The organism is Clostridium sp., from assembly GCF_050717535.1.
Lineage (GTDB): Bacteria > Bacillota > Clostridia > Clostridiales > Clostridiaceae > Clostridium_AD.
Window position 1 is genome coordinate 30,323 of record NZ_JBOITM010000067.1, and the last position, 23,886, is coordinate 54,208.

14 protein-coding genes and 1 pseudogene are annotated in these 23,886 nt (G+C 34.4%); 10 read left to right on the forward strand and 5 right to left on the reverse strand.

The genetic code is table 11. The features are described 5' to 3' along the window. Positions 1-158 precede the first annotated feature (158 nt). From ade to ACREVU_RS09985, 7 genes and pseudogenes are all read left to right on the forward strand, one after another. Complete coding sequence (gene ade, locus ACREVU_RS09955; RefSeq protein WP_431551445.1) at positions 159-1,883, forward strand: adenine deaminase; 1,725 nt, start codon at positions 159-161, stop codon at positions 1,881-1,883. 311 nt (positions 1,884-2,194) lie between these two features. Beyond that, a pseudogene (locus ACREVU_RS09960) lies at positions 2,195-3,552 on the forward strand (uracil-xanthine permease family protein). Between the two features lie 24 nt (positions 3,553-3,576). Further along, positions 3,577-4,935: an 8-oxoguanine deaminase gene (locus tag ACREVU_RS09965; protein ID WP_431551446.1), complete on the forward strand. Its 1,359-nt coding sequence runs from the start codon at positions 3,577-3,579 to the stop codon at positions 4,933-4,935. Between the two features lie 39 nt (positions 4,936-4,974). Beyond that, the gene (gene xdhA, locus ACREVU_RS09970) at positions 4,975-7,272 is read left to right on the forward strand and encodes a xanthine dehydrogenase subunit XdhA (RefSeq protein WP_431551447.1); all 2,298 of its coding nucleotides are present in this window, start codon (positions 4,975-4,977) and stop codon (positions 7,270-7,272) included. A 19-nt stretch (positions 7,273-7,291) separates the two neighbouring features. Further along, positions 7,292-8,179: a xanthine dehydrogenase subunit XdhB gene (gene xdhB / locus ACREVU_RS09975; RefSeq protein ID WP_431551448.1), complete on the forward strand. Its 888-nt coding sequence runs from the start codon at positions 7,292-7,294 to the stop codon at positions 8,177-8,179. Continuing rightward, positions 8,172-8,657 (forward strand): xanthine dehydrogenase subunit XdhC, encoded by a 486-nt coding sequence (gene xdhC / locus ACREVU_RS09980; RefSeq protein WP_431551449.1) that lies wholly within the window; start codon positions 8,172-8,174, stop codon positions 8,655-8,657. The genes xdhB and xdhC overlap by 8 nt, the downstream gene beginning before the upstream one ends. A gap of 166 nt (positions 8,658-8,823) precedes the next feature. Continuing rightward, a complete protein-coding gene (locus tag ACREVU_RS09985) occupies positions 8,824-10,173 on the forward strand; it encodes an NCS2 family permease (protein ID WP_431551450.1) in 1,350 nt (449 codons plus the stop codon). A gap of 107 nt (positions 10,174-10,280) precedes the next feature. On the opposite strand, the gene ACREVU_RS09990 is transcribed toward ACREVU_RS09985, so the two are convergent. From ACREVU_RS09990 to dpaL, 5 genes are all read right to left on the reverse strand, one after another. Next, positions 10,281-11,633, reverse strand: coding sequence for a uracil-xanthine permease family protein (locus ACREVU_RS09990; protein ID WP_431551451.1), 1,353 nt, complete (start codon positions 11,631-11,633; stop codon positions 10,281-10,283). A gap of 56 nt (positions 11,634-11,689) precedes the next feature. Beyond that, the gene (gene arcC, locus ACREVU_RS09995; protein ID WP_431551452.1) at positions 11,690-12,619 is read right to left on the reverse strand and encodes a carbamate kinase; all 930 of its coding nucleotides are present in this window, start codon (positions 12,617-12,619) and stop codon (positions 11,690-11,692) included. A gap of 96 nt (positions 12,620-12,715) precedes the next feature. After that, positions 12,716-13,909, reverse strand: coding sequence for a knotted carbamoyltransferase YgeW (ygeW, locus tag ACREVU_RS10000; RefSeq protein ID WP_431551453.1), 1,194 nt, complete (start codon positions 13,907-13,909; stop codon positions 12,716-12,718). A 47-nt stretch (positions 13,910-13,956) separates the two neighbouring features. Then, positions 13,957-15,267 (reverse strand): YgeY family selenium metabolism-linked hydrolase, encoded by a 1,311-nt coding sequence (locus ACREVU_RS10005; protein WP_431551454.1) that lies wholly within the window; start codon positions 15,265-15,267, stop codon positions 13,957-13,959. 47 nt (positions 15,268-15,314) lie between these two features. Beyond that, positions 15,315-16,526, reverse strand: a complete 1,212-nt coding sequence (dpaL, locus tag ACREVU_RS10010; RefSeq protein WP_431551455.1) for a diaminopropionate ammonia-lyase — start codon at positions 16,524-16,526, stop codon at positions 15,315-15,317. A 329-nt stretch (positions 16,527-16,855) separates the two neighbouring features. On the opposite strand from dpaL, the gene ssnA reads away from it, so the two are divergent. The 3 genes from ssnA to xdh are packed head-to-tail and all read left to right on the forward strand — an operon-like array spanning position 16,856 to position 23,810. After that, positions 16,856-18,187 (forward strand): putative aminohydrolase SsnA, encoded by a 1,332-nt coding sequence (gene ssnA, locus ACREVU_RS10015; RefSeq protein WP_431551456.1) that lies wholly within the window; start codon positions 16,856-16,858, stop codon positions 18,185-18,187. A gap of 19 nt (positions 18,188-18,206) precedes the next feature. Next, positions 18,207-21,209 carry a putative selenate reductase subunit YgfK gene (ygfK, locus tag ACREVU_RS10020; RefSeq protein WP_431551457.1) on the forward strand — a complete coding sequence of 1,001 codons (3,003 nt, stop codon included), beginning with the start codon at positions 18,207-18,209 and terminating at the stop codon, positions 21,207-21,209. Between the two features lie 42 nt (positions 21,210-21,251). Continuing rightward, positions 21,252-23,810 (forward strand): selenium-dependent xanthine dehydrogenase, encoded by a 2,559-nt coding sequence (xdh, locus tag ACREVU_RS10025; protein WP_431551458.1) that lies wholly within the window; start codon positions 21,252-21,254, stop codon positions 23,808-23,810. The last annotated feature ends 76 nt before the right edge of the window (positions 23,811-23,886 follow it).

The window sequence follows — 23,886 nt, forward strand, 5'->3', positions numbered from 1 at the left end:
TGATTTAATATAATGAATTATGCGTTATAAAAAAATAAATTAATAGATTGTATGGAAATAAATATAGTTTGCAAAATATTCTGTGAACAATATTGACTTTTATTTTCTTAAATGGTAATGTGATGAAATAAATGGTATAAAAAGGAGTAGGTATTAATATGAAAATAAGTAAGACTAAAGATTTAATCCAGGCAGCCACCAGTAGAAAAAAAGCAGATTTAGTTATTGAAAATTGCAATGTTATAAATGTTTTTTCACAGGAGATTATATATGGTAAATTAGCCATTAGCGATGGCATATTCATTGGTATTGGTGATTATGAAGGTGAAGAGGTAATAGATGGTAAGGGTAAATATATAGTTCCTGGTTTAATTGATTCCCATGTTCATATAGAGTCTTCCATGAGTTCACCATACCAATTTGCGAGAGCAGTACTACCAAGGGGAACTACCACGGTTATTTCTGATTGTCACGAAATAGCTAATGTTAAAGGTCTTGAGGGGATAAAGTATATGATTGAGTCCAGTGAAAATTTACCTCTTGATGTATATATCATGCTGCCATCCTGCGTCCCTGCTACCATATTTGAAACATCAGGGGCTGTATTAGAAGCAGAAGATTTAGAAGAACTCATGCAAAATGAAAGAGTTTTGGGACTTGGAGAGCTAATGAATTATCAAGGGGTTGTTTTTACAGATGAAGGCATTATGAAAAAACTCCAACTTACTGATAAATATCATAAAATAGTGGACGGGCACGGACCTATAATAAAAGAAAAAGAATTAAATGCCTATGCACTATCTGGTGTAAAAACAGACCACGAATGTATGAACCATAAAGAGGTACTAGACAGGCTTAGAAATGGAATTTATATTGCAATAAGAGAGGGCTCGGCTGCTAAAAATCTACTAGATTTAGTTGGCGCTGTGAATCAATTCAATGAGCGAAGATTTACTTTTTGTACAGATGATAGGCATCCTACTGATATTTTACATGAAGGTCATATAGACAATAACATTAGACTTGCTATAAGAGCAGGAGTTAGTCCTATAACCGCTATTAGAATGGCCACGTTAAATTCAGCAGAGTGCTATGGTCTTAAAAATCTTGGAGCTATTGCACCTGGCTATATAGCAGATTTTATAATAGTTGATAATTTAACTGATTTCAATGTGTTAAAGACTTTTAAAAAAGGTAAACAAATAAAAGATGATTGGTATAAATCTATAAAAGAAGATAAAAAATTATTAGAAGTTGTATCTAATAGTGTTAATATAAAAGATTTTACAGATGATGATTTGAAAATAAAAATAACATCTAACTCTGCAAAAGTCATTAAAATTATGGATCATAGTCTTTTTACTGAAAGTGTAATTCGAGATGTATTGGTAGATGATGATGGATATTATAAGTATGATAAAGAGCAGGATGTTTTACCTATTTATGTATTTGAAAGACATAATGGCACTGGGAATATTGGTAAAGGGTTAATTGAAGGATACGGACTTAAAAATGGAGCCATAGCTTCTACCATAGCTCATGATTCACATAATTTGGTGGTAATAGGTAATAATATCACGAACGTTAAAATAGCTGTCCAAAAGATAAGAGAAATTGGTGGAGGTCTGGTTGTTGTAAAAGACGGTGAAGTGAGAGGATGTTTGCCTTTAGATATTGGAGGAATAATGTCTAGTAAAGATTTAGAGACTGTGTCAAAAGGTCATGAAGAACTTAATAGAATTGCTATGGAAGAATTAGGTATAAACAATAACGTAAATGCTTTTATGACTTTAGCATTTATGGCATTACCTGTTATTCCTAAACTGAAAATCACTGATAAGGGTTTATTTGATGTGACAAAATTTGAACTTACCAATTTGTAATGGTATGTAAAATAGTATTAATAAGTATTTGTTGGTAAGTGTACTGCGCAATTTGCTTTTATAACATAAAGCAAATTGCTTTTTTTATTATATTTGTTAAAAGAATAGCAATAATACCATAAAGGATGATAAGGTTTGCAAAAATTTTTTGAATTGTAAAAATATTTTGCAAATTTTATTGACTTTAAATTATTAAAATGGTAATCTGAAAGAAGAAAACACATAGAATAAGTGCACTTATTCCAACTGAATATCTTTAGATTTACGTATAAAATAATCTACATAATTTAATTATTTAAGGGGGATATTTTATGAGCACAGTAAATTCATCTAAAAATAACGATGGTATCTTATACAAGATAGACGATAAACCACCAATGGGCATATCAATTTTACTAGGGTTTCAGCACATTATGGCAGCATTCGGCGGTATTGTAGCAGTACCACTGATAATTGGTGGCGCTTTAAAATTACCAGGTCAGGATATTGCATTTTTAGTAAGTGCTGCACTATTTGCAGCTGGTATAACTACTTTTATTCAAGCTAGAGGGGTTGGCCCTGTAGGAGCTAGACTTCCATGTGTTATGGGAACAGACTTTACATTTGTTGGCCATCTTTAGTAGTAGGTGCAGCTTATGGATTACCAGGAATATTTGGGGCAACAGTAATGGGGTCATTTATTGAGATTTTTTTAAGTCGATTTATAAGGCCACTAAGAAAATTCTTTCCTCCAATTGTAACAGGAACAGTTGTCATGTTAATTGGTTTAACTTTATTACCGGTAGCAATAGATTGGTCTGCTGGCGGAGTTGGATCTAAAGATTATGGTAGTGTAAGGAATTTGTGTATAGCACTTTCAGTTTTGACAGTAATTACATTGTTGAATAGATACGGAAAAGGGATTCTTTCTACTGCATCAGTTATAATTGGTTTAATATTTGGATATGCAATATGTTTTCCACTTGGTATGTTAGATTTTTCAACTATTACAAATGCTGGTTGGTTTGCTTTCCCAATGCCTTTAAAATATGGAATTACATTTAAATTCTCTGCATTTGTTGCATTTATTTCAGCTTATTTAGTAACAACCGTGGAGACGGTAGGATGTCTTTTTGCTGTTGGTGAAGCCGCAGGTAAGGATTTATCATCAGAAGATATTTCAAGGGGTATACTTTGTGATGGAGTTGGGTCTCTTATAGCAGGATTTGTTAATGCTGGTCCTAATACCTCCTTTTCACAAAATGTTGGACTTATACCACTTACTAAAGTAGCAAGTAAATCTGTAGTTGCTATTGCGGGAATTATTCTAATGGTACTGGGAATATTTCCGAAATTCGGAGCAGTCGTTGCTATTATGCCAAATCCAGTTTTAGGTGGTGCAGGTATTATAATGTTTGGAATGGTTGTGTCAGCTGGAATTAAGACTATTAAAGATGTTGAACTTAACAATAGAAATATGCTAATTCTTGCTATTTCTCTTGGCGTAGGCATAGGGGTTTCCGTAAGACCTGATATTTTAAGTAGCATGCCATCGGCAGTTAGGAGTTTCTTTTCTTCAGGGATAAGTGCAGGTACAGTGGTAGCCTTATTACTCAACATAGTATTAAAAGATGAATCTAAACTAAACATAGATTCAAAAACAAAGGAATCAATAAAAAAGGCAATGTAATGGGTTGCGATTGGGAGGGGGACAATGAAAAATTCAATATTTATTAAAAATATTAAATATCTTGTAACCTGTGATGATGATGACAATTTATTTGAAAATATAAATATGTACATTGAAGATGAAGAAATTAAATATATCGGAAATGAAATTAAATGTGCGGATGAGATTATAGACGCAACTGATATGGCAATGTACCCAGGGCTTATAAATACGCATCATCATCTTTATCAAATGTTTAGTAGAAATATTCCAGAGGTTCAAAACATGGAATTATTTCCATGGCTAAAATATTTGTATGAAATATGGAAAAATGTAAATAGCGATGTTATTTTGTACAGCTCTCTTTGTGGAATGGGGGAACTATTAAAAACAGGTTGTACAACCTGTTTTGACCACCACTATGTATTTCCAAAGGATCAAAACAATCTTATTGAAGCCCAGTTTGAGGCGGCAGAAAGGCTTGGAATTAGAATGTATGCATCCAGAGGAAGCATGTCATTAAGTGTTAAGGATGGAGGTCTTCCTCCAGATTCTGTGGTCCAGTCTGTTGATGAGATTTTAAAAGATAGCGAAAGATTAGTGAAAAAATTTCATGACAAAAGCCACTTTTCTATGAAACAGGTTGCACTTGCGCCGTGTTCACCATTTAGTGTTACTGGAGATTTAATGCGTGAATCGGCAAAACTTGCAAGAAGTCTTGGGGTTAGGTTACATACTCACCTTGCAGAAACAGTTGATGAGGAGAAATTCACTTTGGAAAAATTTAATATGCGTCCTCTTGAGTATATGGAAAGTTTGGGTTGGCTAGGTCGGGATGTGTGGTTTGCACATGGTATTCATTTTAATAATGAAGAATTAAAAATACTTGCTAGGACTGGAACAGGAGTTGCCCATTGCCCTATATCTAATATGAAGTTGTCGTCGGGAATTGCAAATATTCCTCAAATGTTAAAGCTTAAGGTTCCTGTTGGGCTTGGTGTTGACGGGAGCGCAAGCAACGATGGTTCAAACATGCTTGAAGAGATGAGAGTTGCATTTTTACTCCATAGATTAAACTCAGGTAAAAATGCACCCACAGCATATGATATACTAAAAGTAGCAACAGAAGGTAGTGCAAAAGTTCTTGGACGCTCAGATATTGGAAAATTAGCTATTGGAATGGCAGCGGATTTATTTATGATAAACCTTAATAGGATAGAACTAATAGGGGCTGAACTTGATCCTAAGGCATTGCTTAGTACTGTTGGTTTTAAAGGTGCTGTGGATTATACTATCGTAAATGGCAGGATTGTAGTCAAAGATAGTGTGCTTGTAAATATTGATGAAGAAAAAATCTATCATGAAAGCCATGATGTGGCAAAGAAATTTGTAAGAGGGTATTAAGTACAGAAAAAATATATTTATTATATAAGGAGGCATAAAATGAGTATTGGAAAAAGTATAAAAAGAGTTGATGCTTTTGATAAGGTAACAGGACGCGCACAATATACAGATGATTTTAAGTTAAGTAATGCTCTTGTTGCGCAAGTTATGCATAGTACTATTGCTAATGGTCTTGTTAAAAGCATTGATATTACTGAGGCTATGAAACTTGAGGGAGTCGTAAAAATTGTAACTTGCTTTGACGTTCCTAATATCCAATTTGCAACAGCGGGGCATCCTTTTTCACTGGATCCTGCACATCAGGATATTGCAGACAGAAAGCTACTTAATCAAAGAGTCAGATATTATGGTGATGATATAGCAGCAGTAATTGCTAAAGATAGTGTAACTGCAATAAGAGCAATTAAACTTATAAAAGTTGAATACGAAGAATATGAACCATTAATGTCTATTGAAGCTGCTTTGAAGCAAGGAGCAAATTTGAATGAAGGATCAAAACCAATTCATGAGGAGTATCCGGATAATATTCTTGCACATACAAGTTATGAAATAGGTAATTATGATAGTGCTATAAAAGAAGAAGGACTCATTGTTTTTGAGGGAGAATATGAAACTCCAATGGTTAAGCACTGCCAGCTTGAAAATCCGATTTCTTATGCTTATGCGGAGGGTAAAAGAATTGTTGTTGTTACATCAACTCAAATTCCTCATATTGTAAGACGTGTAGTTGGTCAAGCCCTTGGCATTGAGTGGGGAAAAGTTAGAGTTATTAAACCATATATAGGTGGTGGATTTGGTAATAAACAAGAGGTTCTTTACGAACCGTTAAACGCATATTTGTGCACAGTTGTTGGTGGCAGATGTGTTAAACTTGACTTGAGTCGCGAAGAGGATTTTGTTAATAGCCGTGTGCGTCATGCTATGAAAATTAAAGTCAAAAGTTATGTGAGACCAAATGGACGGTTTGTTGCTAGGAAAGTAGAGGTATATGGCAATAAAGGGGCTTATGCATCCCATGGACATAGTATAATAAGTAAAGCAGGCCACGCAGTTAAACAAGTATATCAGGATGAAGTTGCAACTAAAGGTGATATGTATTCAGTATTTACTAATATGCCAGTGTCTGGTGCTATGCGTGCTTATGGCATACCACAAATAACTTTTGCTCTTGAATCTCATGTTGATGATATTGCAACAAACCTGGGCTTAGACAAAATTGAAATAAGAAAACTTAATGCTATGAAATTAGGTTTTGTTGACAATCAGGTTAAATGCTATAGTAATGGTCTTGACGAATGTATTGAAAAGGGTAGAAAATATATAGACTGGGATAATAAACTCAAAGAATACCAAAATCAAACAGGAACCACCCGAAAAGGTGTGGGTATGGCAATATTTAGTTATGCAACTGGGGTTTATCCTATTTCACTGGAAACTGCATCTTGTAGAATTGTGCTTAATCAAGATGGTTCTGTTCAACTTCAAATGGGTGCTACAGAAATAGGGCAAGGGGCAGATACTGTATTTGGACAAATGGTAGCAGAGGTGCTTAGCATTCCAGCTGAAAATGTGCACACTGTATCAACGCAAGATACAGATGTTACACCATTTGATACAGGTGCTTATGCATCTAGACAATCTTATGTATCAGGAATGGCTGCTAAAAAGGCTGCTTTAGAGTTAAAAGAAAAGATAATAGAACATGCAAATTTTATGTTGAAACTTCCTGTAGGGAACATTGAACTTAAAGATAATAACATTATAAATAGAGAAACTGGTGAAATTATAGCTTCACTTAAAGAAGTTGCTACGCATGCATTTTATAATACTGAAAAATCAGTTCACATAACGGCGGATGTTACAAACCAATGTAAATCAAACACCTTCGCCTTTGGAGTATGTTTTGTTGAGGTTGAAGTTGATATTCCTGTAGGTAAAATTAAAGTTATTAAAGTTATTAATGTTCATGATAGTGGTAAAATTCTTAATCCTAAGCTAGCGGCAGGACAGGTACATGGTGGTATGAGCATGAGTTTAGGTTATGGTTTAACAGAGCAGGTTTTATTTGATCCAAAAACAGGCAGAATGCTCAATGATAATTTACTGGATTATAAACTTCCAACTATTATGGATACACCACATTTGGAAGCACAATTTGCAGAAACCTACGATGTATCAGGTCCTTTTGGTAATAAGGCTCTAGGAGAACCGCCTGCCATTCCTGTTGCACCTGCAATTAGAAATGCTGTGCTTAATGCCACAGGAGTTAAGTTTAATGTGGCTCCGTTAACGCCACAAAGACTTGTAGAAAAATTTAAAGAGCAAAATTTAATATAAAAGTAGAGGTGGAATAACAATGTATGATATTGAAAAACTATACCAGGCAACTTCAGTAAAGGATGCTATAAGTCATCTTGAATTGGAACCAAAATCTATAATTATTGCAGGTGGAAGTGACGTGCTTATAAGCATCCGTCATGGCAAACTTGCTGGATGCTCACTTGTAAGTATTTTTGGCTTGGATGAACTAAGAGGCGTAACACTTCAAGAGGATGGTAGTATAAAAATAGGAGCACTTACAAGCTTTTCACACATAACTAAAAGTGATATTATCCAAAAATATATTCCAGTACTGGGAGAAGCAGTTGATGAAATAGGAGGTCCACAATTAAGAAACATTGGAACAATTGGAGGAAATATTTCAAATGGTGTTACAAGTGCAGACAGCGCATCCACGTTATTTGCACTAAATGCTAAGCTTCAAATAGAAGGACCAGATGGAGAAAGAATTATTCCTATCTCAGAGTACTATGTTGGCCCTGGAAGAGTTAGTCTGAAAAATGCTGAAATACTTACGGCAATTTATATTACTAAAGAAAATTATGAGAATTTTAAAGGCAATTACATTAAATATGCTATGCGTAATGCAATGGATATTGCAACCCTTGGTTGTAGTGTAGTTTGTAAACTTAATGCACAAAAGGATAAGATAGAAGATGTGCGTCTTGCATACGGTGTTGCAGCTCCAATACCTATGAGATGTTATAAAGCTGAAGAGGCTATAAAGGGAATGAGTTTTTCTGATGAAATGTACAATATTTTTGGTGAAACAGCAAAGACTGAAGTGAATCCAAGGACATCTTGGCGTGCATCTAAAGATTTCCGTCTTCAACTTGTCTCTGAATTGTGTAAAAGGGCTTTAAAAGAATCTATAAAACAATGTGGAGGTGTAATCAATGGCTAATAAAATTTTAAGTTTTGTGGTAAATGGTGAGCCTAAACAAATTATGATAGATGATAGAGACTCGCTTACAGATGTTCTGAGAAATCAGCTTAATCTTACAAGTGTTAAAAAAGGTTGTGAGGTCGGAGAATGTGGAGCTTGCACTGTTCTTATTAATGGAGAAGCTTTTGATTCATGTATTTATCTTGCAATTTGGGCAGAAGGTAAAGAAATTCGTACAACTGAAGGACTCATGGATGCTGATGGTAAAATATCGGACATCCAGGAAGCATTTATTGAGGAAGGTGCAGTGCAATGCGGTTTCTGTACTTGCGGAGAGATTATGGCATCTATCCCTATTCTTGAAGATGAAAAAGAGTATACAAAAGATGAAATTAAAAAGAAGCTTTCCGGTAACCTTTGTCGTTGTACTGGTTATGAAAATATATTAAATGCTGTAGAAAAAACTAAAGTGCATCGTTGTGATTGTAAGAAATGATAGCTAGGATGCAAGCTTTTTAAAATAAAAACCCATAAATAAGCCAATGTAAATCAAATATATGTATTAAAAATGCTATTTTGAAAAGTGGATAAACTATATTTTAAATTTTGCCTTGCGAATAATTCGTTGGGCTTAATTATAAAAAAGTTGAGGGGGAACAAAAATGGAACGTTTTCAGTTGAAAGAAAATGGGAGTGACGTAAAAAAGGAGGTTATAGGAGGGATAACAACGTTTTTAACCATGGCCTACATAATTGCAGTTAATGCAAATATTTTAGGAGCTACAGGAATGGATATGGGTGCTATAGTAACGGTAACTTGTTTAACAGCGGGATTTACTACAATAGCTATGGGATTATATGCAAATCTTCCTTTTGCACTAGCATCGGGAATGGGACTTAATGCATTCTTTGCTTTTAGTGTAGTAATCGGAAAGAAAATTCCTTGGCAAGTGGCACTGGCAGCTGTATTTGTTGAAGGTGTTATCTTTATTATATTATCATTAACTAGTGTAAGAGAAGCAGTAGTTAACTCTATACCAACGACTTTGAAAATAGCCGTTACTGCAGGTATCGGACTTTTCATTGCTTTTATTGGTTTTGTAGATGCTGGCATTGTAGTTAGCAATGATGCAACAAAGGTAGCTATGGGTACGTTTAAAAGCCCAGCAGTATTAATAACAGTACTAGGAGTAATCGTAATAGTAGTATTGTCAAAGAAAAAAGTTAGAGGAGCTATATTATGGGGAATAGTTGCAAGTGCTGGAGCAGCTTGGATATATGCCATGATAGCACCAATAACAGCAGCGACTTATGGAATAGCCACCCCAAAAGGAATATTTAAACTTGAATCAATATCACCAATTGCTGCTAAACTAGACTTTTCATACTTAACTGATCCAGCTAAAATATTGCAATTTATAACAATAGTGTTAACATTCTTATTTGTTGATTTTTTCGATACTGTAGGAACTTTAGTAGGAGTTGCGTCTAAGGTTGGAATGGTAGACAAAGATGGTAAGGTTAAAAATGCTGGACGTGCGCTACTAGTAGATGCTGTTGGTACTACGGTAGGAGCTTTCCTTGGTACTTCGACTGTAACTACTTTCGTAGAAAGTTCAGCGGGAGTTGCAGAAGGTGCTAGAACAGGACTTGCTTCTGTTGTAACAGGCATTTTATTCTTACTAGCAATGTTCTTTTCACCATTATTTATTGCAATACCATCTTGTGCAACTGCACCGGCACTCATAATAGTAGGATTTTTCATGATGGAAGGTGTAACGAAGATAGACTTTAATGATTTCACAGAAGGAGTACCTGCTTTCTTAACAATCGCAATGATGCCACTTACTTATAGTATAGGAGATGGTTTAACAATTGGACTTCTTTCTTATGCTGTGTTAAACGGAATCAACAATTTATTTACTAAGGATCATACTAAGAGAAAGAAAGTTTCGATTGTGATTTACATTTTGGCATTAATATTTATTGCAAAATTATATATTACAGGCTAAAAGTAATAGGAATATTAGAAATGGTTTAACAGAGGTAAAGAAACAACTCGCTTATTTAATAATGCGAGTTGTTTTTTTTGTATTTATAAAGGATAAAATAATTCTTATTAGCTAGCTTTTTCTTGATCATTAGCATTGGTATTAATAGCTTCTTCAGTTTTATCTTTAGGTAAGACTAGGTTTAGTGCTATTGCAACTATTGTTGTAACAACGATAGATGATTTTCCAAATATAGATATAAACCATCCTGGGAATAGAGCAAATGCATCAGGAACTTGAACAATACCTATACCTAAGGCAACTGCAATGCCTACAACTGCTGAGTTTCTCATTGTAAGGTTACTTGAAGCAATCATTTTAACTCCTGTCATTGTTATTGTGGCAAAAACAGAGATTGTCGCTCCACCTAAAACACATTGAGGAATGGTTGTAAGTAGTGAGGCAAATTTAGGAATAAGACCTGCTAAAATTACAACAAAAGAAGCAAATGCAAATACCCATTTATTGATAACTTTATTTGTAATTACTATACCAACATTTTGGCTATATGTTGCAGTTGGCATACAACCAAACAGTGCACCAATTATACTTGAAAATCCGCTTCCAATAATACCACCGGAAAGCTCTTTATGAGTAGGAGATCTATCCATACCCCCACCTGTTGTAGCGGATAAGTCACCTATAGCTTGAACAGAATTTACAATGTACATTATAGCCATAGATATTATAGCTGTAGCATTAAAGCTTATACCAAAATATAGTGGCTTTGGAGCTTGAAAAAGTCCAGCTGAAGTAACTGCATCAAAGGATACCATTCCAAGAAACATAGCAATAATATATCCTACAATTATACCTATTAAAATAGATGCTAGTTTGAGAGTTCCTTTAGTAAAGAAATTTAGAAAGACTACTACTCCAAGGGTTATCATGGCAACGGCCCAGTTCAAAGGAGAACCAAACGTAGGAGAACCAACTCCACCGGCTATATACTTAATAGCAACCGTATACAATGATAATCCTATGGCAAAAATAACTGTACCAGTAACAAGGGGTGGAAAGAATTTTATTAATTTTTTCAAGAATATTCCGAAAATTATGGCGACTATTCCGCCTATTATTTGTGCTCCAAAAACCGTGGCAATATTAAATTCACCGGTAATGGCAGCCAGAGTTGGAACGTATGCAAAACTTACTCCCATAATTACGGGTAATCTTGAACCAATAACTTTGCCTAGTGGAAAAATTTGAATTAAAGTTGCTATGCCAGCAAAAAATAGCGAGGATTGGACAAGTAAAATCTTGTCGGCAGCAGTAAGATTTGCAACTCCAGCAATTATGAGCGCTGGTGTAACACAACCCACAATCATAGCTACAACATGTTGAAGACCTAATGGTATAATTTCTTTAATAGAAGGCATACCATCATATTGGAATAATAAAGACTTTTGATTAGAACTCATAAAAATTCCCCCTCATGATTTAGGATAGTGTAAACACTATCCTTTTTATATAATTTCTATTTTATGATAGTACCCGTAGTACCTGCTATGCCATCTTTAGCTTTTTCTAGTAGAGTTATTAATGAATATCTGCCTTCTTTTGAAGAAGCAAAATCGATTGCAGCTTCTACCTTAGGAAGCATTGAACCAGGGGCAAAGTGGCCCTCTTTTGCATATCTACTAATTTCATCAACTGTAATATTGTGAAGCCATTTTTCATTTGGTTTACCAAAGTTTATAGCAACTTTTTCTACAGCTGTTAAAATAATAAGGCAATCAGCGTTAAGTTCTTTTGCAAGAGTACAACTAGCAAAATCCTTATCGATAACGGCGCTTACACCTTTTAGATGATTACCCTCTTTTATAACAGGAATACCACCACCACCACAGGCGATTACAACTTGGCCTATATCTACCAATGATTTTATTGTTTCAATTTCTATAATGCCTACTGGCTTTGGTGAAGCAACAACTTCTCTATATCCACGACCAGCATCTTCAATAACTTTTTTGCCACTTTTTATTTCAAGATCAGCTTCTTCTCTTGTCATGAAACTCCCAATAGGTTTAGTTGGATTTTCAAAGGCTTTATCCGTAGGGTCTACTTCAACTTGCGTTATTATTGTTGAAACATTTTTGTTTATATTACGATTAAGTAGTTCTTCTCTAAGTGCATTTTGCAGATCATAACCAATATAAGCTTGACTCATTGCAACACATACAGACATAGGACATAGTGAATATTTAGGATTGTTTTTATGGAGTTCGCTCATTGCAATATTAATCATACCGACTTGAGGTCCGTTTCCATGAGATATAACAACTTCATTTCCTTCTTCTATAAGATCAACTATAGCTTTGGCAGTAGATTTTACAGCTACCATTTGTTCCTTTAAATTACTTCCAAGAGCATTACCACCCAATGCGATTACTACTTTTTTCTTCATAATATTATCCCCCTTGTGAATTCAATTTTAAAAATAAAAGGCTATGTAGAATTTATAATTCAGCATAGCCTTTTACTATAAAAACAATTTAGAATATTATTTTACTTCACGTTGTATATTTTTCTTTTCAAGCATAGCTAAAACTTCTTGTGGATTTTTAACTTTACTTAAGAAAATCATAGAAGCTATTGTATAAGGTTTATAACTAGCCTCTTTATAAAGTGGTTTTCTATATCTATCAAAAACAGAAGCAGCAACTTCTCCAACTTCACAGTTAACTCCAGAGATATCAGCAGGTAAACAATGAAGATAAAGTGCTTTTCCATCTTTTGTTGTTTTCATAAGTTCTTCAGTACATTCCCAATCTTTATGCTCAGCATTTTGTGCCAAAAGTTCTTTTTCAAGCTTGTTTATACCAGCTGTATCACCTTTTCCGTATAGATCTGTTCTTTTTTCCATAGCAACAAAAGGAGCCCAACTTTTAGGATAAACTATGTCAGCATCTTTGAATGCTTCTTCCATAGAATTTGTTTTCGTAAATGAACCACCAGACTGCGCAGCATTTTTTATTGCAATTTCTTCTACTTCACTCATAACTTCATAACCTTCTGGATGTGCAAGAACAACGTCCATACCGAAACGAGTTAAAAGTCCAATTACTCCTTGAGGAACTGAAAGTGGTTTACCATAAGATGGTGAGTATGCCCAAGACATAGCAACTTTTTTACCTTTCAAATTTTCAATACCACCGAGTTCATTAATAATATGAAGACAATCAGCCATGCATTGAGTAGGATGATCTATATCACATTGTAAACTAACAAGTGTTGGGCGTTGTTCAAGTACTCCTTCGTCATTACCCTCTTTTACAGCATTGGATACTTCACGCATATAAGCATTGCCTTTTCCAATATACATATCATCACGGATACCTATAACATCTGCCATGAATGAAATCATGTTAGCAGTTTCTCTTACTGTTTCACCATGAGCAACTTGAGATTTTCCTTCATCAAGATCTTGAACTTCAAGGCCAAGGAGGTTACAAGCGGAAGCAAAGCTAAATCTTGTACGAGTTGAATTATCTCGGAATAGTGAAATTCCAAGACCACTATCAAAAATCTTTGAGGATATATTATTTACTCTTAATTCTTTAAGAGCTTCTGCAACAGTGAATACTGCTTCTAATTCGTTTTTTGATTTTTCCCAAGTAAGAAGAAAATCATTATTATACATATTTTTGAAATCTAGTGTATTTAGTTTGCTAACGTATTTATCCATTAAAGCCATTTATAAACTCCCCTTTATACTTATATTTATATTTTGAATGATAAAAATTATTTATTTTTGCAGTATATTGTTGGAAGAGCAGCATATACAGCAGCACATTTAACCAGATCTGCTTTCCAAGTTCTTTCATTTGGAGCGTGTGCCTGAGATTCTGCACCCGGACCGAATCCTATGCATGGTATTTCATGACGACCCATTATAGCAACACCGTTTGTTGAGAATGTCCATTTATCAGTAAGTGGACGAGCTTTTCTCATTTCATCAGTGCTCTTAGAACCACTTCTCGCTAATCCAAACATTCCAGTATATGATTCTTGCATAGCTTTAACAACAGCATGATCTTCAGGAATAACCCAGGTAGGGAAGTAGCATTCCTGAGGGTATGAAAGGCCAGTCCAACTTTTTTTGTCATAGTTATACATAGTAACTTCTGCATTGTATTTTTTAGCAGCTGGAAGCTGACGAATTTCTTCTAAACAACTTTCCCATGTTTCTCCAGATGTCATACGACGGTCGAGTGAAATCGCACAAGAGTCAGCTACAGCGCAACGGCTTGGTGAAGTAAAGAATATTTCTGATGCAGCTATAGTACCACGTCCGAGGAAATTAGCTTCTTCAAATTTGGGATTGAATTTTTTATCTAACATTTTTACGAGACCTTTGATCTGCGTAGAATCAGCAGCATCATTTGTGTTAAGGTTTTTGACATCCATTAATATTTCAGCCATTTTGTAGATTGCGTTGTCTCCTCTTTCTGGAGCTGAACCGTGGCATGATACACCCTTAACATCAACGCGTATTTCCATACGTCCTCTATGTCCTCTATAGATACCACTATCAGTTGGCTCTGTGCTTACAACGAATTCAGGTGTGATTTTGTCCTGTTCTATGATGTGCAGCCAGCAGTTTCCGTCACAGTCCTCTTCTTGTACTGATCCAACTACGAGAGCTGTATAGTCATCGCTTAACATGTCAAGATCCTTCATTATCTTAGCACCGTATACAGCAGATACGATACCACCAAGTTGGTCAGAGGTACCACGTCCTCCAATTTCTTCTTCAGTTTCATAACCTATATAAGGATCAAAAGTCCAGTTACTTAGTTCTCCAAGACCAACAGTGTCAATATGAGCATCAAAAGCTATAAGGGTTTTACCTGTTCCCACATAACCTAAAACATTACCTTGCGCATCAATTTCTACTTTGTCAAAACCGAGAGAGTTCATTTCTTGCTCTATTCTTTTAATAACACCTTCTTCTCCACAGCTTTCACCGGGGATAGCAATTAAGTCACGTAAAAATTTTGTCATCTGAACTTCATAAGCCTCTGATTTTTGTTTAATAGCATTAAAATCCATTTTTTATTCCTCCTTAAATTTGAAAGTTTTAAGCTGAAGCGTATCTATTATAATGATGAATAATCACCATTCCAAACAATTTCACGGAAAAAATCGGGGTCAGTATTGCCTTCAGTTGAAAATATTAGAACTTTTGAATTTTCATCAAGCTTCAAAGCTTGTTTTAAATCTTTTAAATCTTCATTTTGCATAATGTTAAACAAAATTCCCATTGTTACGGCTCCAGATTCACCAGAAATAACTCTAGGGTCGCCCTTAAGAGGTACAGCAAGTATTCTCATACCATTAGCAGAAATATTATCTGGGCAAGATACAAAGAAGGAACTGTTATTTTTTAAAATATCCCATGCTATTGTATTTGGTTCGCCGCAAGCTAGTCCTGCCATGATTGTTTGCATATCATCAGTAACGATTCTTATATCTCCATCTTTAGCAGCAGCGGAGCGGAATATACAATCTGCTTTGTTTGGTTCTACTACAGTAACTATTGGTGGGTTATCAGGATAAACATTTGCAAAATATCCTTGAACTGCACCAGCAAGAGAACCTACACCTGCTTGTATGAAAATGTGAGTTGGTGCATCACAATTATCTTTATGCAATTGATTATTAGCTTCCATTGCCATTGTTCCATAACCTTGCATAATCCAAGAAGGTATTTCTTCATAACCTTCCCAAGCTGTATCTTGAATAACTACAGAATTTGGAACTTTTGCTGATTCTGCCATAGCAATACGAACACATTCATCATAATTTACTTCTTCTATTGTAGCTGTAGCATTTTCCTTTTGAATGTTTTTAAGTCTAATTTCAGATGAACCTTTAGGCATAAAAACCACACATTTTTGGTGTAATCTATTAGCTGCCCAAGCAAGACCTCTTCCATGATTTCCATCAGTTGCAGTAAAGAAGGTTGTCTGACCGAATTCTTTAAGAAGCTCTTTTGATGTAATAACTTCATAAGGAAGCTGGGATATATCCTTATTTAAATCTTTTGCTATGTAACGACCTATAGCATAAGAGCCACCTAAGACTTTAAAAGCATTTAATCCAAATCTAAAAGATTCATCTTTTACATAAAGTTTTTTAAGTCCAAGGAATTTAGCCATATTATCTAGTTTGGCTAAAGGTGTTTCAGTATACTCTGGGAAACTTTTATGAAAAGCAGCTGCTTTAGCAACGTTTTCATGAGACATTATATTTAGATTTTTATCACTGGTTTTAGGAAGTTCATTCCGTAACCACTTTATTTTGTTCATAGCAAAACCTCCAAAAATTTTATTCCAATATATTTATGTAATAGTTAATAGTAGATTTGATCAACATTCTTTATATTTGCAACAAGTTTATCCAAAGTTATCAAAAATCTATGAATTATTTAAATTTTGCAAATACTTTATAAATTAAGTATATCAGTATATTTTTTAAAAATCAATGGGAAAATACAAATATTTTTTAAACTTACAAAAATTTTAGAAATAAATTGAAAATGTTTAAAAACAATGGTAAAATAAATTTAGAATAATGAAAATAATTTGAACAATTAATTAAGTTTGTATTACATTAAATATATTATAGGAGGGACAGTATGATACTAATAGGTAATGGTAGGTTATTTACAAGAGATGATAAAAATACATTTATTGAAGATGGGTGTGTTTGCATTGATGCTAATGTTATTGTAGATTTAGGAACCACGGAGCAAATGAAGAAAAAGTACCAGGGAGCTGAATTCGTAGATGCTAAAAATGGTTTAATTATGCCAGGATTAATCAATACTCATCATCACATATATAGTGCATTTGCTAGGGGACTTTCCATTAATGGTTATAACCCTAAAGGTTTTAAAGACATTCTTGAGGGAATGTGGTGGAGGATAGATAGATTATTAACATTGGAAGATACAAAATATAGTGCATATGCAACTTACCTTGATTGTATAAGAAATGGTGTTACTACTGTTTTTGATCATCATGCAAGTTATGGTGATATTTCCGGAAGTTTATTTCAAATATCAGACGTGGCCAAAGAGCTAGGTATTCGTACATCTCTATGTTATGAAGTTTCTGATAGAGATGGACAGGAAAAAATGAAACAAGCTGTAAGTGAAAACGTTGACTTTATGAAGTCGGCAAAAAATGATTTATCTGATATGCAAAAGGGAATGATGGGGCTTCATGCATCATTTACATTAAGTAATAAAACTCTTGAGTATTGTGCTGAAAATATGCCATATGATGCTGGATACCATATTCATACAGCAGAAGGTATAGCGGATGTATACGATTCTCTTAAAAAATATAATAAAAGATTAGTTAACCATTTGTTTGACTTTGATATCTTAGGCAGTAAGACTATTGCAGTTCACTGTATACACATAAATCCTGCTGAGATGGACTTATTAAAGGAAATGGATACAATGGTAGTTCATAATCCTGAATCTAATATGGGAAATGCTGTAGGTTGTACACCTGTTTTAGAACTTATAAAAAAAGGATTGACTGTAGGGCTTGGAACAGATGGATATACCAGTGACATGTTTGAGTCTATGAAGGTTGCAAATATTTTGCAAAAACATAATAACTGTGATCCAACAGTTGCATGGGGCGAAGTACCACTAATGATTTTTGATAACAATGCAAAGATTGCAGGTAGATTTTTTGAAAAACCATTGGGAGTTATAAAAAAAGGTGCTTATGCAGATATTATAGTAGCAGAATACGATCCATTAACTCCATTAAACGGTAATAATGCTAATTCTCATATTTTATTTGGTATTAATGGAAGATGCGTAACAACCACTATGATAAATGGTAAAGTTCTTATGAAGGACCGTAAAATTATTGTTGCTGATTCTGAAAAAATCATGGCAAAATCAAGAGAAGTGTCAAGTGAATTATGGAGTAGAATAAACAAATAAAAAAACAGGAGGTATTACCATGGGTGATAGAATGACACCCATTCCATTTAAAGAATTAATGGAGTGGATAATGATAGAAAATAAAAACCAGGGAAAGATATTTGGAGTAAACAAGTTTTTTAAAAAGAATGATGATAAGGTGCTTGGAATATTTGGAGAGAAAATTGAAACTCCTTTTGGACCTGCAGCTGGTCCACATACACAGTTAGCACAAAATATAATTGCAGCTTATGTTTCTGGATGTAGATTTTTTGAGCTGAAAACAGTACAAACTCTTGATGGAGAAGATTTACCAGTGTCAAAGCCTTGCATAAGTGCAGAAGATGAGTGCTACAATGTGGAATGGTCTACAGAACTTAGAGTAACGGAGGCTTATGACGAATATGTTAAAGCTTGGTTCGCAATTAAAATATTATCAAAAGAATTAAATCTCGGAAGTCCAGATGGATTTATTTTTAATATGAGTGTAGGTTATGATTTTAAAGGAATTTCTTCATCTAAAATAAATGAATTTATTATGGGTCTTAAGGATGCATCTAAAAGTAGTATATGGAGTGAATGCACCTCATACGTATTAGACAATATTAATAAATTCAAAAATATAGATAGTGAATATGTTAAAAGCATATCAGCTAGGGTATGCAGATCAATAACCTTATCTACATTACACGGATGCCCAGCACAGGAAATTGAACATATTGCAACATATTTAATAAATGAAAAAGGATTAAATACTTATGTAAAATGTAATCCTACATTATTAGGGTATGAATTTGTACGTAAAACCTTAGATAGTATGGGATACGATTACGTTTCATTTGATGAGCATCATTTCCAAGAGGACTTACAATTTGATGATGCTATTGTTATGTTTAAAAAATTACAAGATTTAGCAAGCAAAAATGGATTGTCCTTTGGTGTTAAATTAACTAATACAGTTCCAGCTCTCATTAAAAATGCAGAATTACCAGGCGAGGAGATGTATATGTCAGGGAAATCCCTATATCCTCTTTCCATAGCGCTAGCATATAGGCTTTCAAATGAATTTGATGGGAAATTGAAAATTTCTTATTCAGGAGGTGCGGATGTTTTCAACATAGTGGATATATTTGAAACTGGAATATGGCCTATAACTATAGCAACAACAATGTTAAAAGTTGGTGGCTATCAAAGATGTGTTCAAATTGCTGAAAAATTAAGCAAGGTAGAATTTGCAAATAAGTATGTTATGAATAATGAAAAATTAAATGAGTTAAAAGATAAATCAGTTATAGATATTCATCATATAAAACCTATAAAACCAAATTATACTGGCAAAATAAATAAAAAAGTACCACTAGCTGATTGTTTTATTTCAGCATGTGAAGAGGGATGCCCTATATCTCAAGATATTCCAGAATATATAAATCTTGTAGATCAAGGTAAACATCTTGAAGCACTAAGGGTTATAGTAGAAAAGAACCCACTTCCATTTATTACGGGAACAATATGTAGCCATGCATGTATGGGCAAATGCATTAGAAATTTCTGTGATGAGTCAGTTAATATAAGAAATATAAAATTACAAGCAGCAGAAAATGCATATGAGGATTTACTAAAGGAACTTGTGAAAACAGAAAAAAGTGGTGGACGAGTAGCCATAGTTGGTGGAGGAACTACAGGTCTTGCAGCAGCATATTTCCTTGCAAGAGAAGGAATGGAAGTAACTATTTTCGAGAAAAGAAATGCACTCGGAGGAATAGTGAACCATATTGTTCCAGAATTTAGACTGCCACATGAGACTGTGCAAAAAGACATTGATCTTGTTTGTAGCCTAGGAGTTAAAGTCCAGTTAAATTCAGAGCAGAATTCTGTAGAGAAATTGAAAAAACTTGGATACAAATATGTCCTATTTGCCATTGGTGCGTGGAAACCAGGTAAATTAAATATTGAAGGTGAAAATGTAATTAATGTACTACAATTTTTAGAGAGATTAAGAAGTAAAGATAGTACATTAAACCTTGGGAAAAATGTGGTTGTAGTAGGTGGTGGTAACACTGCTATGGATGCAGCTAGAGCAGCCAAAAGAGCAGAGGGAGTAGAAAATGTATATTTAGTTTATCGTAGGACTAAAAAATACATGCCTGCAGATATGGAAGAATTGCAGTTAGCCATTGAAGATGGAGTAGAATTTAAAGAATTACTAGCACCAGTTAAGATTACAAAAGGTGTTCTTAGTTGTGAGGTTATGGAACTCGGGAGGCCAGATGAAAGTGGTAGAAGAAGACCAGTTGCAACTGGCAAGATGATAGATATACCAGCAGATATTGTTATATCAGCAGTTGGTGAGAAGGTAGATGCTAAAATATTTAAAGAAAATAATATTGGTTTAAATGAAAAAGAGCAAGCGGATGTAGATGTGAAAACATTAGAAACAAACATTAAAGGAGTATATGTGGCAGGAGATGGACTACATGGACCTGCTACGGTAGTAGAAGGAATAGCAGATGCAACAAAAGTTGCGAAAGCTATAGTTAAACAAGAAAAAAACCATGATTTGGAAGTGGAAGTACATGAGGTAAACACAAATATTGAAGCCATAACAGCTAAAAAGGGTATACTAAAAATGTTCGTAAGTGGTAAAGCAGAATGTGAAAGATGTCTTCAATGTTCAACAGTATGCGAAGCTTGCGTAGATGTATGTCCTAATCGTGCCAATATTGCTATAAAAGTAAAGGGAAATAGTATGCATCAAATAATTCATGTTGATAAAATGTGTAATGAGTGTGGAAACTGTGAAATGTTCTGTCCTTATGATAGTGCTCCATATAAAGAAAAATTCACATTATTTGCTAAGGAAGCAGACTTTGAAAATAGCGAAAACATGGGATTTGTATTAATGGATAGTGATAAAAAAATTGTAAGAGTTAGACTACAAGATAAGGTTTTAGAAGTTAATCTTACTGCCGATAATACAGGAATACCTAAAGAAATTGAAAACATGATTTGGGCTGTAATAACAGATTATAATTATATGATTTAAAAAATTACGTAATGAAAATCATCACAAAACGGAGTGATAATAATGTTTAACTTTGTTGTAAATGGGAATAAGGCTAGTACTAGTGAAGATAAAAAATTACTGACTTACTTAAGAGAAGATATGAATTTAACATCAGTTAAAAATGGATGTTCTGAGGGTACCTGTGGAGCCTGCATGGTTTTAGTTGATGGTGTAGCTAAAAAATCGTGTGTATTAAAAACAAGTAAACTTGAAGAAAAAAGTATTATAACCATTGAAGGTCTAACAGACCGAGAAAGAGATGTATATGGATATGCGTTTATGGAATCAGGTGCAGTTCAGTGTGGCTTTTGTACTCCAGGAATGGTTATAAGTGCAAAGGGTCTTATTGATAAGGTAGAAAATCCCACCGAAGAACAAATAAAAAATGCATTGAAAAATAATATCTGTCGTTGTACTGGATATGTAAAAATAATTGATGCTGTAAGGCTAGCTGCAAAAATATTCAGAGAAAATACAGAGGTGCCTGAAGCTACTTGTAGTGCATTAGTAGGAGAAAAATTAAATAGAATTGATGCAATGGACAAAGTTCTTGGCACAGCAGAATATGTAGATGATATGCGTATAGAAGGTTTGATTTATGGTGGAGCGGTTAGAAGTAAATATCCACGTGCATTGGTAAAGAGTATTGACGTAAGCGCGGCTAAAAAGTTACCGGGTGTTTATGCAGTAGTAACAGCAGATGAACTTCCAGGAAATAAAAAAGTTGGGCATATAGTAAAGGATTGGGATGTGTTAATACCAGTGGGAAGCATAACCCATTGCATAGGAGATGCCATAGTTTTAATAGCTGCTAGAACTCATGAAATATTAGAAGAGGCTATATCTTTAGTAAATATTGATTTTGAGGAATTAATACCGGTTACTTGCCCTAAGGATGCGCTGAAATCTGATGCACCAAAGTTACACGCAAATGGCAATTTACTAGTAACTGAGAAATTACAGTTCGGTAATGCAGACAAATATATAAAAGAGTCAAAATATGTAGCATCACATATATATAATACACCATTTACGGATCATGCTTTTTTAGAAACAGAAACATCAATTGCTCGACCAGATGGTGATGGTGGAATAATAATATATTGCGCAGATCAAGGAATTTATCAAACTAAAAAGGAATGTAGCGAAGCTTTAGGAATAGACCCAAGTAAAGTAAGAGTTATAGGTAAAATAGTTGGTGGTGGTTTTGGAGGAAAAGAAGATATGAGTGTTCAACATCATGCTGCAATTCTTGCCTATATATCAAATAAACCTGTAAAATTTGCATTAGGTCGTAGTGGAAGTATAATGGTACATCCCAAACGCCATGCCATGGAGATGGAATTTACAACTTCATGTGATGAAAATGGTTATTTGACTGCTATGAAAGCTAGAATAACAGCGGATACAGGAGCTTATGCTTCACTAGGTGGTCCAGTACTTCAAAGAGCATGTACTCATGCGGCAGGTCCGTATAATTATCATAATATCGATATAATTGGAAAAGCAGTATATACAAACAATCCGCCAGCTGGAGCATTTAGAGGCTTTGGAGTACCGCAGAGTTGCTATGCAACAGAAAGCAATTTAAATGAGCTTGCAAAAATGGTAGGAATAACGGCTTGGGAGATAAGATATATAAATGCCATTAGACCAGGTCAAGTATTGCCTAATGGTCAAGTTGCAGATCCATCAACATCTCTTGTGGAAACACTAGATGCTGTAAAAGAAGTTTGCGAAGAGTATCCTAAAGCAGGAATATCTTGTGGTATGAAAAACAGCGGACTTGGAGTAGGAATTCCCGATGTTGGTCGTTGTAAATTAATTATAAAGGATGGTATCATATATATTCACTCCAGTGCATCTTGTATTGGTCAAGGGCTTGGAACTATATTAACGCAAATAGTATGTGAAACTCTTAATATTTCACAGGATAAAGTTGGTTATGTAACACCAGATACTTTAACTTGTCCTGATGCTGGAAATACAACGGCTTCACGTCAAACCTTATTTACAGGTGAAGCAACTAAAAGGGCAGCTGTAAAACTTCTTGATACACTAATTTATCAAACCTTAGAAAACTTAGATGGTGAAGAATTTTATGGAGAATTTAAAGGGATAACCGATAAAATGAACTCAAGTAAAGAAAACCCTGTAAGCCATGTAGCTTACGGCTATGCTACTCATGTTGTTATGTTGAATGATGAAGGCAGACTTGAAAAAGTTATTGCGGTTCATGATGTTGGGACTCCAATAAATCCTAAAAATATTGAAGGGCAGATTGAGGGTGGTGTTGTTATGAGTCTTGGATATGCATTAACAGAAGATTATCCACTTATAAATAGTGTACCCACTGCAAAATTTGGAACACTAGGACTTTTTAAAGCAACACAAATTCCCAAAATAGAAACAATTATAGTAGGCAGGGGCAATACGAACCTTGCTTATGGAGCTAAAGGAATAGGAGAGATATGCTCCATACCTACAGCGCCTGCTGTGGCTGGTGCATATTATAACTATGATGGAGAGTTCAGAACAAGGCTACCTCTTGCCAATACACCATATAGTAAGAAAAAATAAATGTAGATTATTGTTCATTGTTAACTAAAATAAATAAGTTAGCAGTGGGCTAGTTTAAATTAAACATATTCAAAAA

Bases quoted from the DNA above. Each gene is read 5' to 3' on its own strand.
- ACREVU_RS10005 (WP_431551454.1), bottom strand. From the start codon at position 15,267: ATGGATTTTAATGCTATTAAACAAAAATCAGAGGCTTATGAAGTTCAG.
- arcC (WP_431551452.1), bottom strand. From the start codon at position 12,619: ATGAAGAAAAAAGTAGTAATCGCATTGGGTGGTAATGCTCTTGGAAGT.
- ade (WP_431551445.1), top strand. From the start codon at position 159: ATGAAAATAAGTAAGACTAAAGATTTAATCCAGGCAGCCACCAGTAGA.
- ygeW (WP_431551453.1), bottom strand. From the start codon at position 13,909: ATGGCTTTAATGGATAAATACGTTAGCAAACTAAATACACTAGATTTC.
- xdh (WP_431551458.1), top strand. From the start codon at position 21,252: ATGTTTAACTTTGTTGTAAATGGGAATAAGGCTAGTACTAGTGAAGAT.
- ygfK (WP_431551457.1), top strand. From the start codon at position 18,207: ATGGGTGATAGAATGACACCCATTCCATTTAAAGAATTAATGGAGTGG.
- ACREVU_RS09990 (WP_431551451.1), bottom strand. From the start codon at position 11,633: ATGAGTTCTAATCAAAAGTCTTTATTATTCCAATATGATGGTATGCCT.
- xdhA (WP_431551447.1), top strand. From the start codon at position 4,975: ATGAGTATTGGAAAAAGTATAAAAAGAGTTGATGCTTTTGATAAGGTA.
- xdhC (WP_431551449.1), top strand. From the start codon at position 8,172: ATGGCTAATAAAATTTTAAGTTTTGTGGTAAATGGTGAGCCTAAACAA.
- ACREVU_RS09985 (WP_431551450.1), top strand. From the start codon at position 8,824: ATGGAACGTTTTCAGTTGAAAGAAAATGGGAGTGACGTAAAAAAGGAG.
- ssnA (WP_431551456.1), top strand. From the start codon at position 16,856: ATGATACTAATAGGTAATGGTAGGTTATTTACAAGAGATGATAAAAAT.
- xdhB (WP_431551448.1), top strand. From the start codon at position 7,292: ATGTATGATATTGAAAAACTATACCAGGCAACTTCAGTAAAGGATGCT.
- dpaL (WP_431551455.1), bottom strand. From the start codon at position 16,526: ATGAACAAAATAAAGTGGTTACGGAATGAACTTCCTAAAACCAGTGAT.
- ACREVU_RS09965 (WP_431551446.1), top strand. From the start codon at position 3,577: ATGAAAAATTCAATATTTATTAAAAATATTAAATATCTTGTAACCTGT.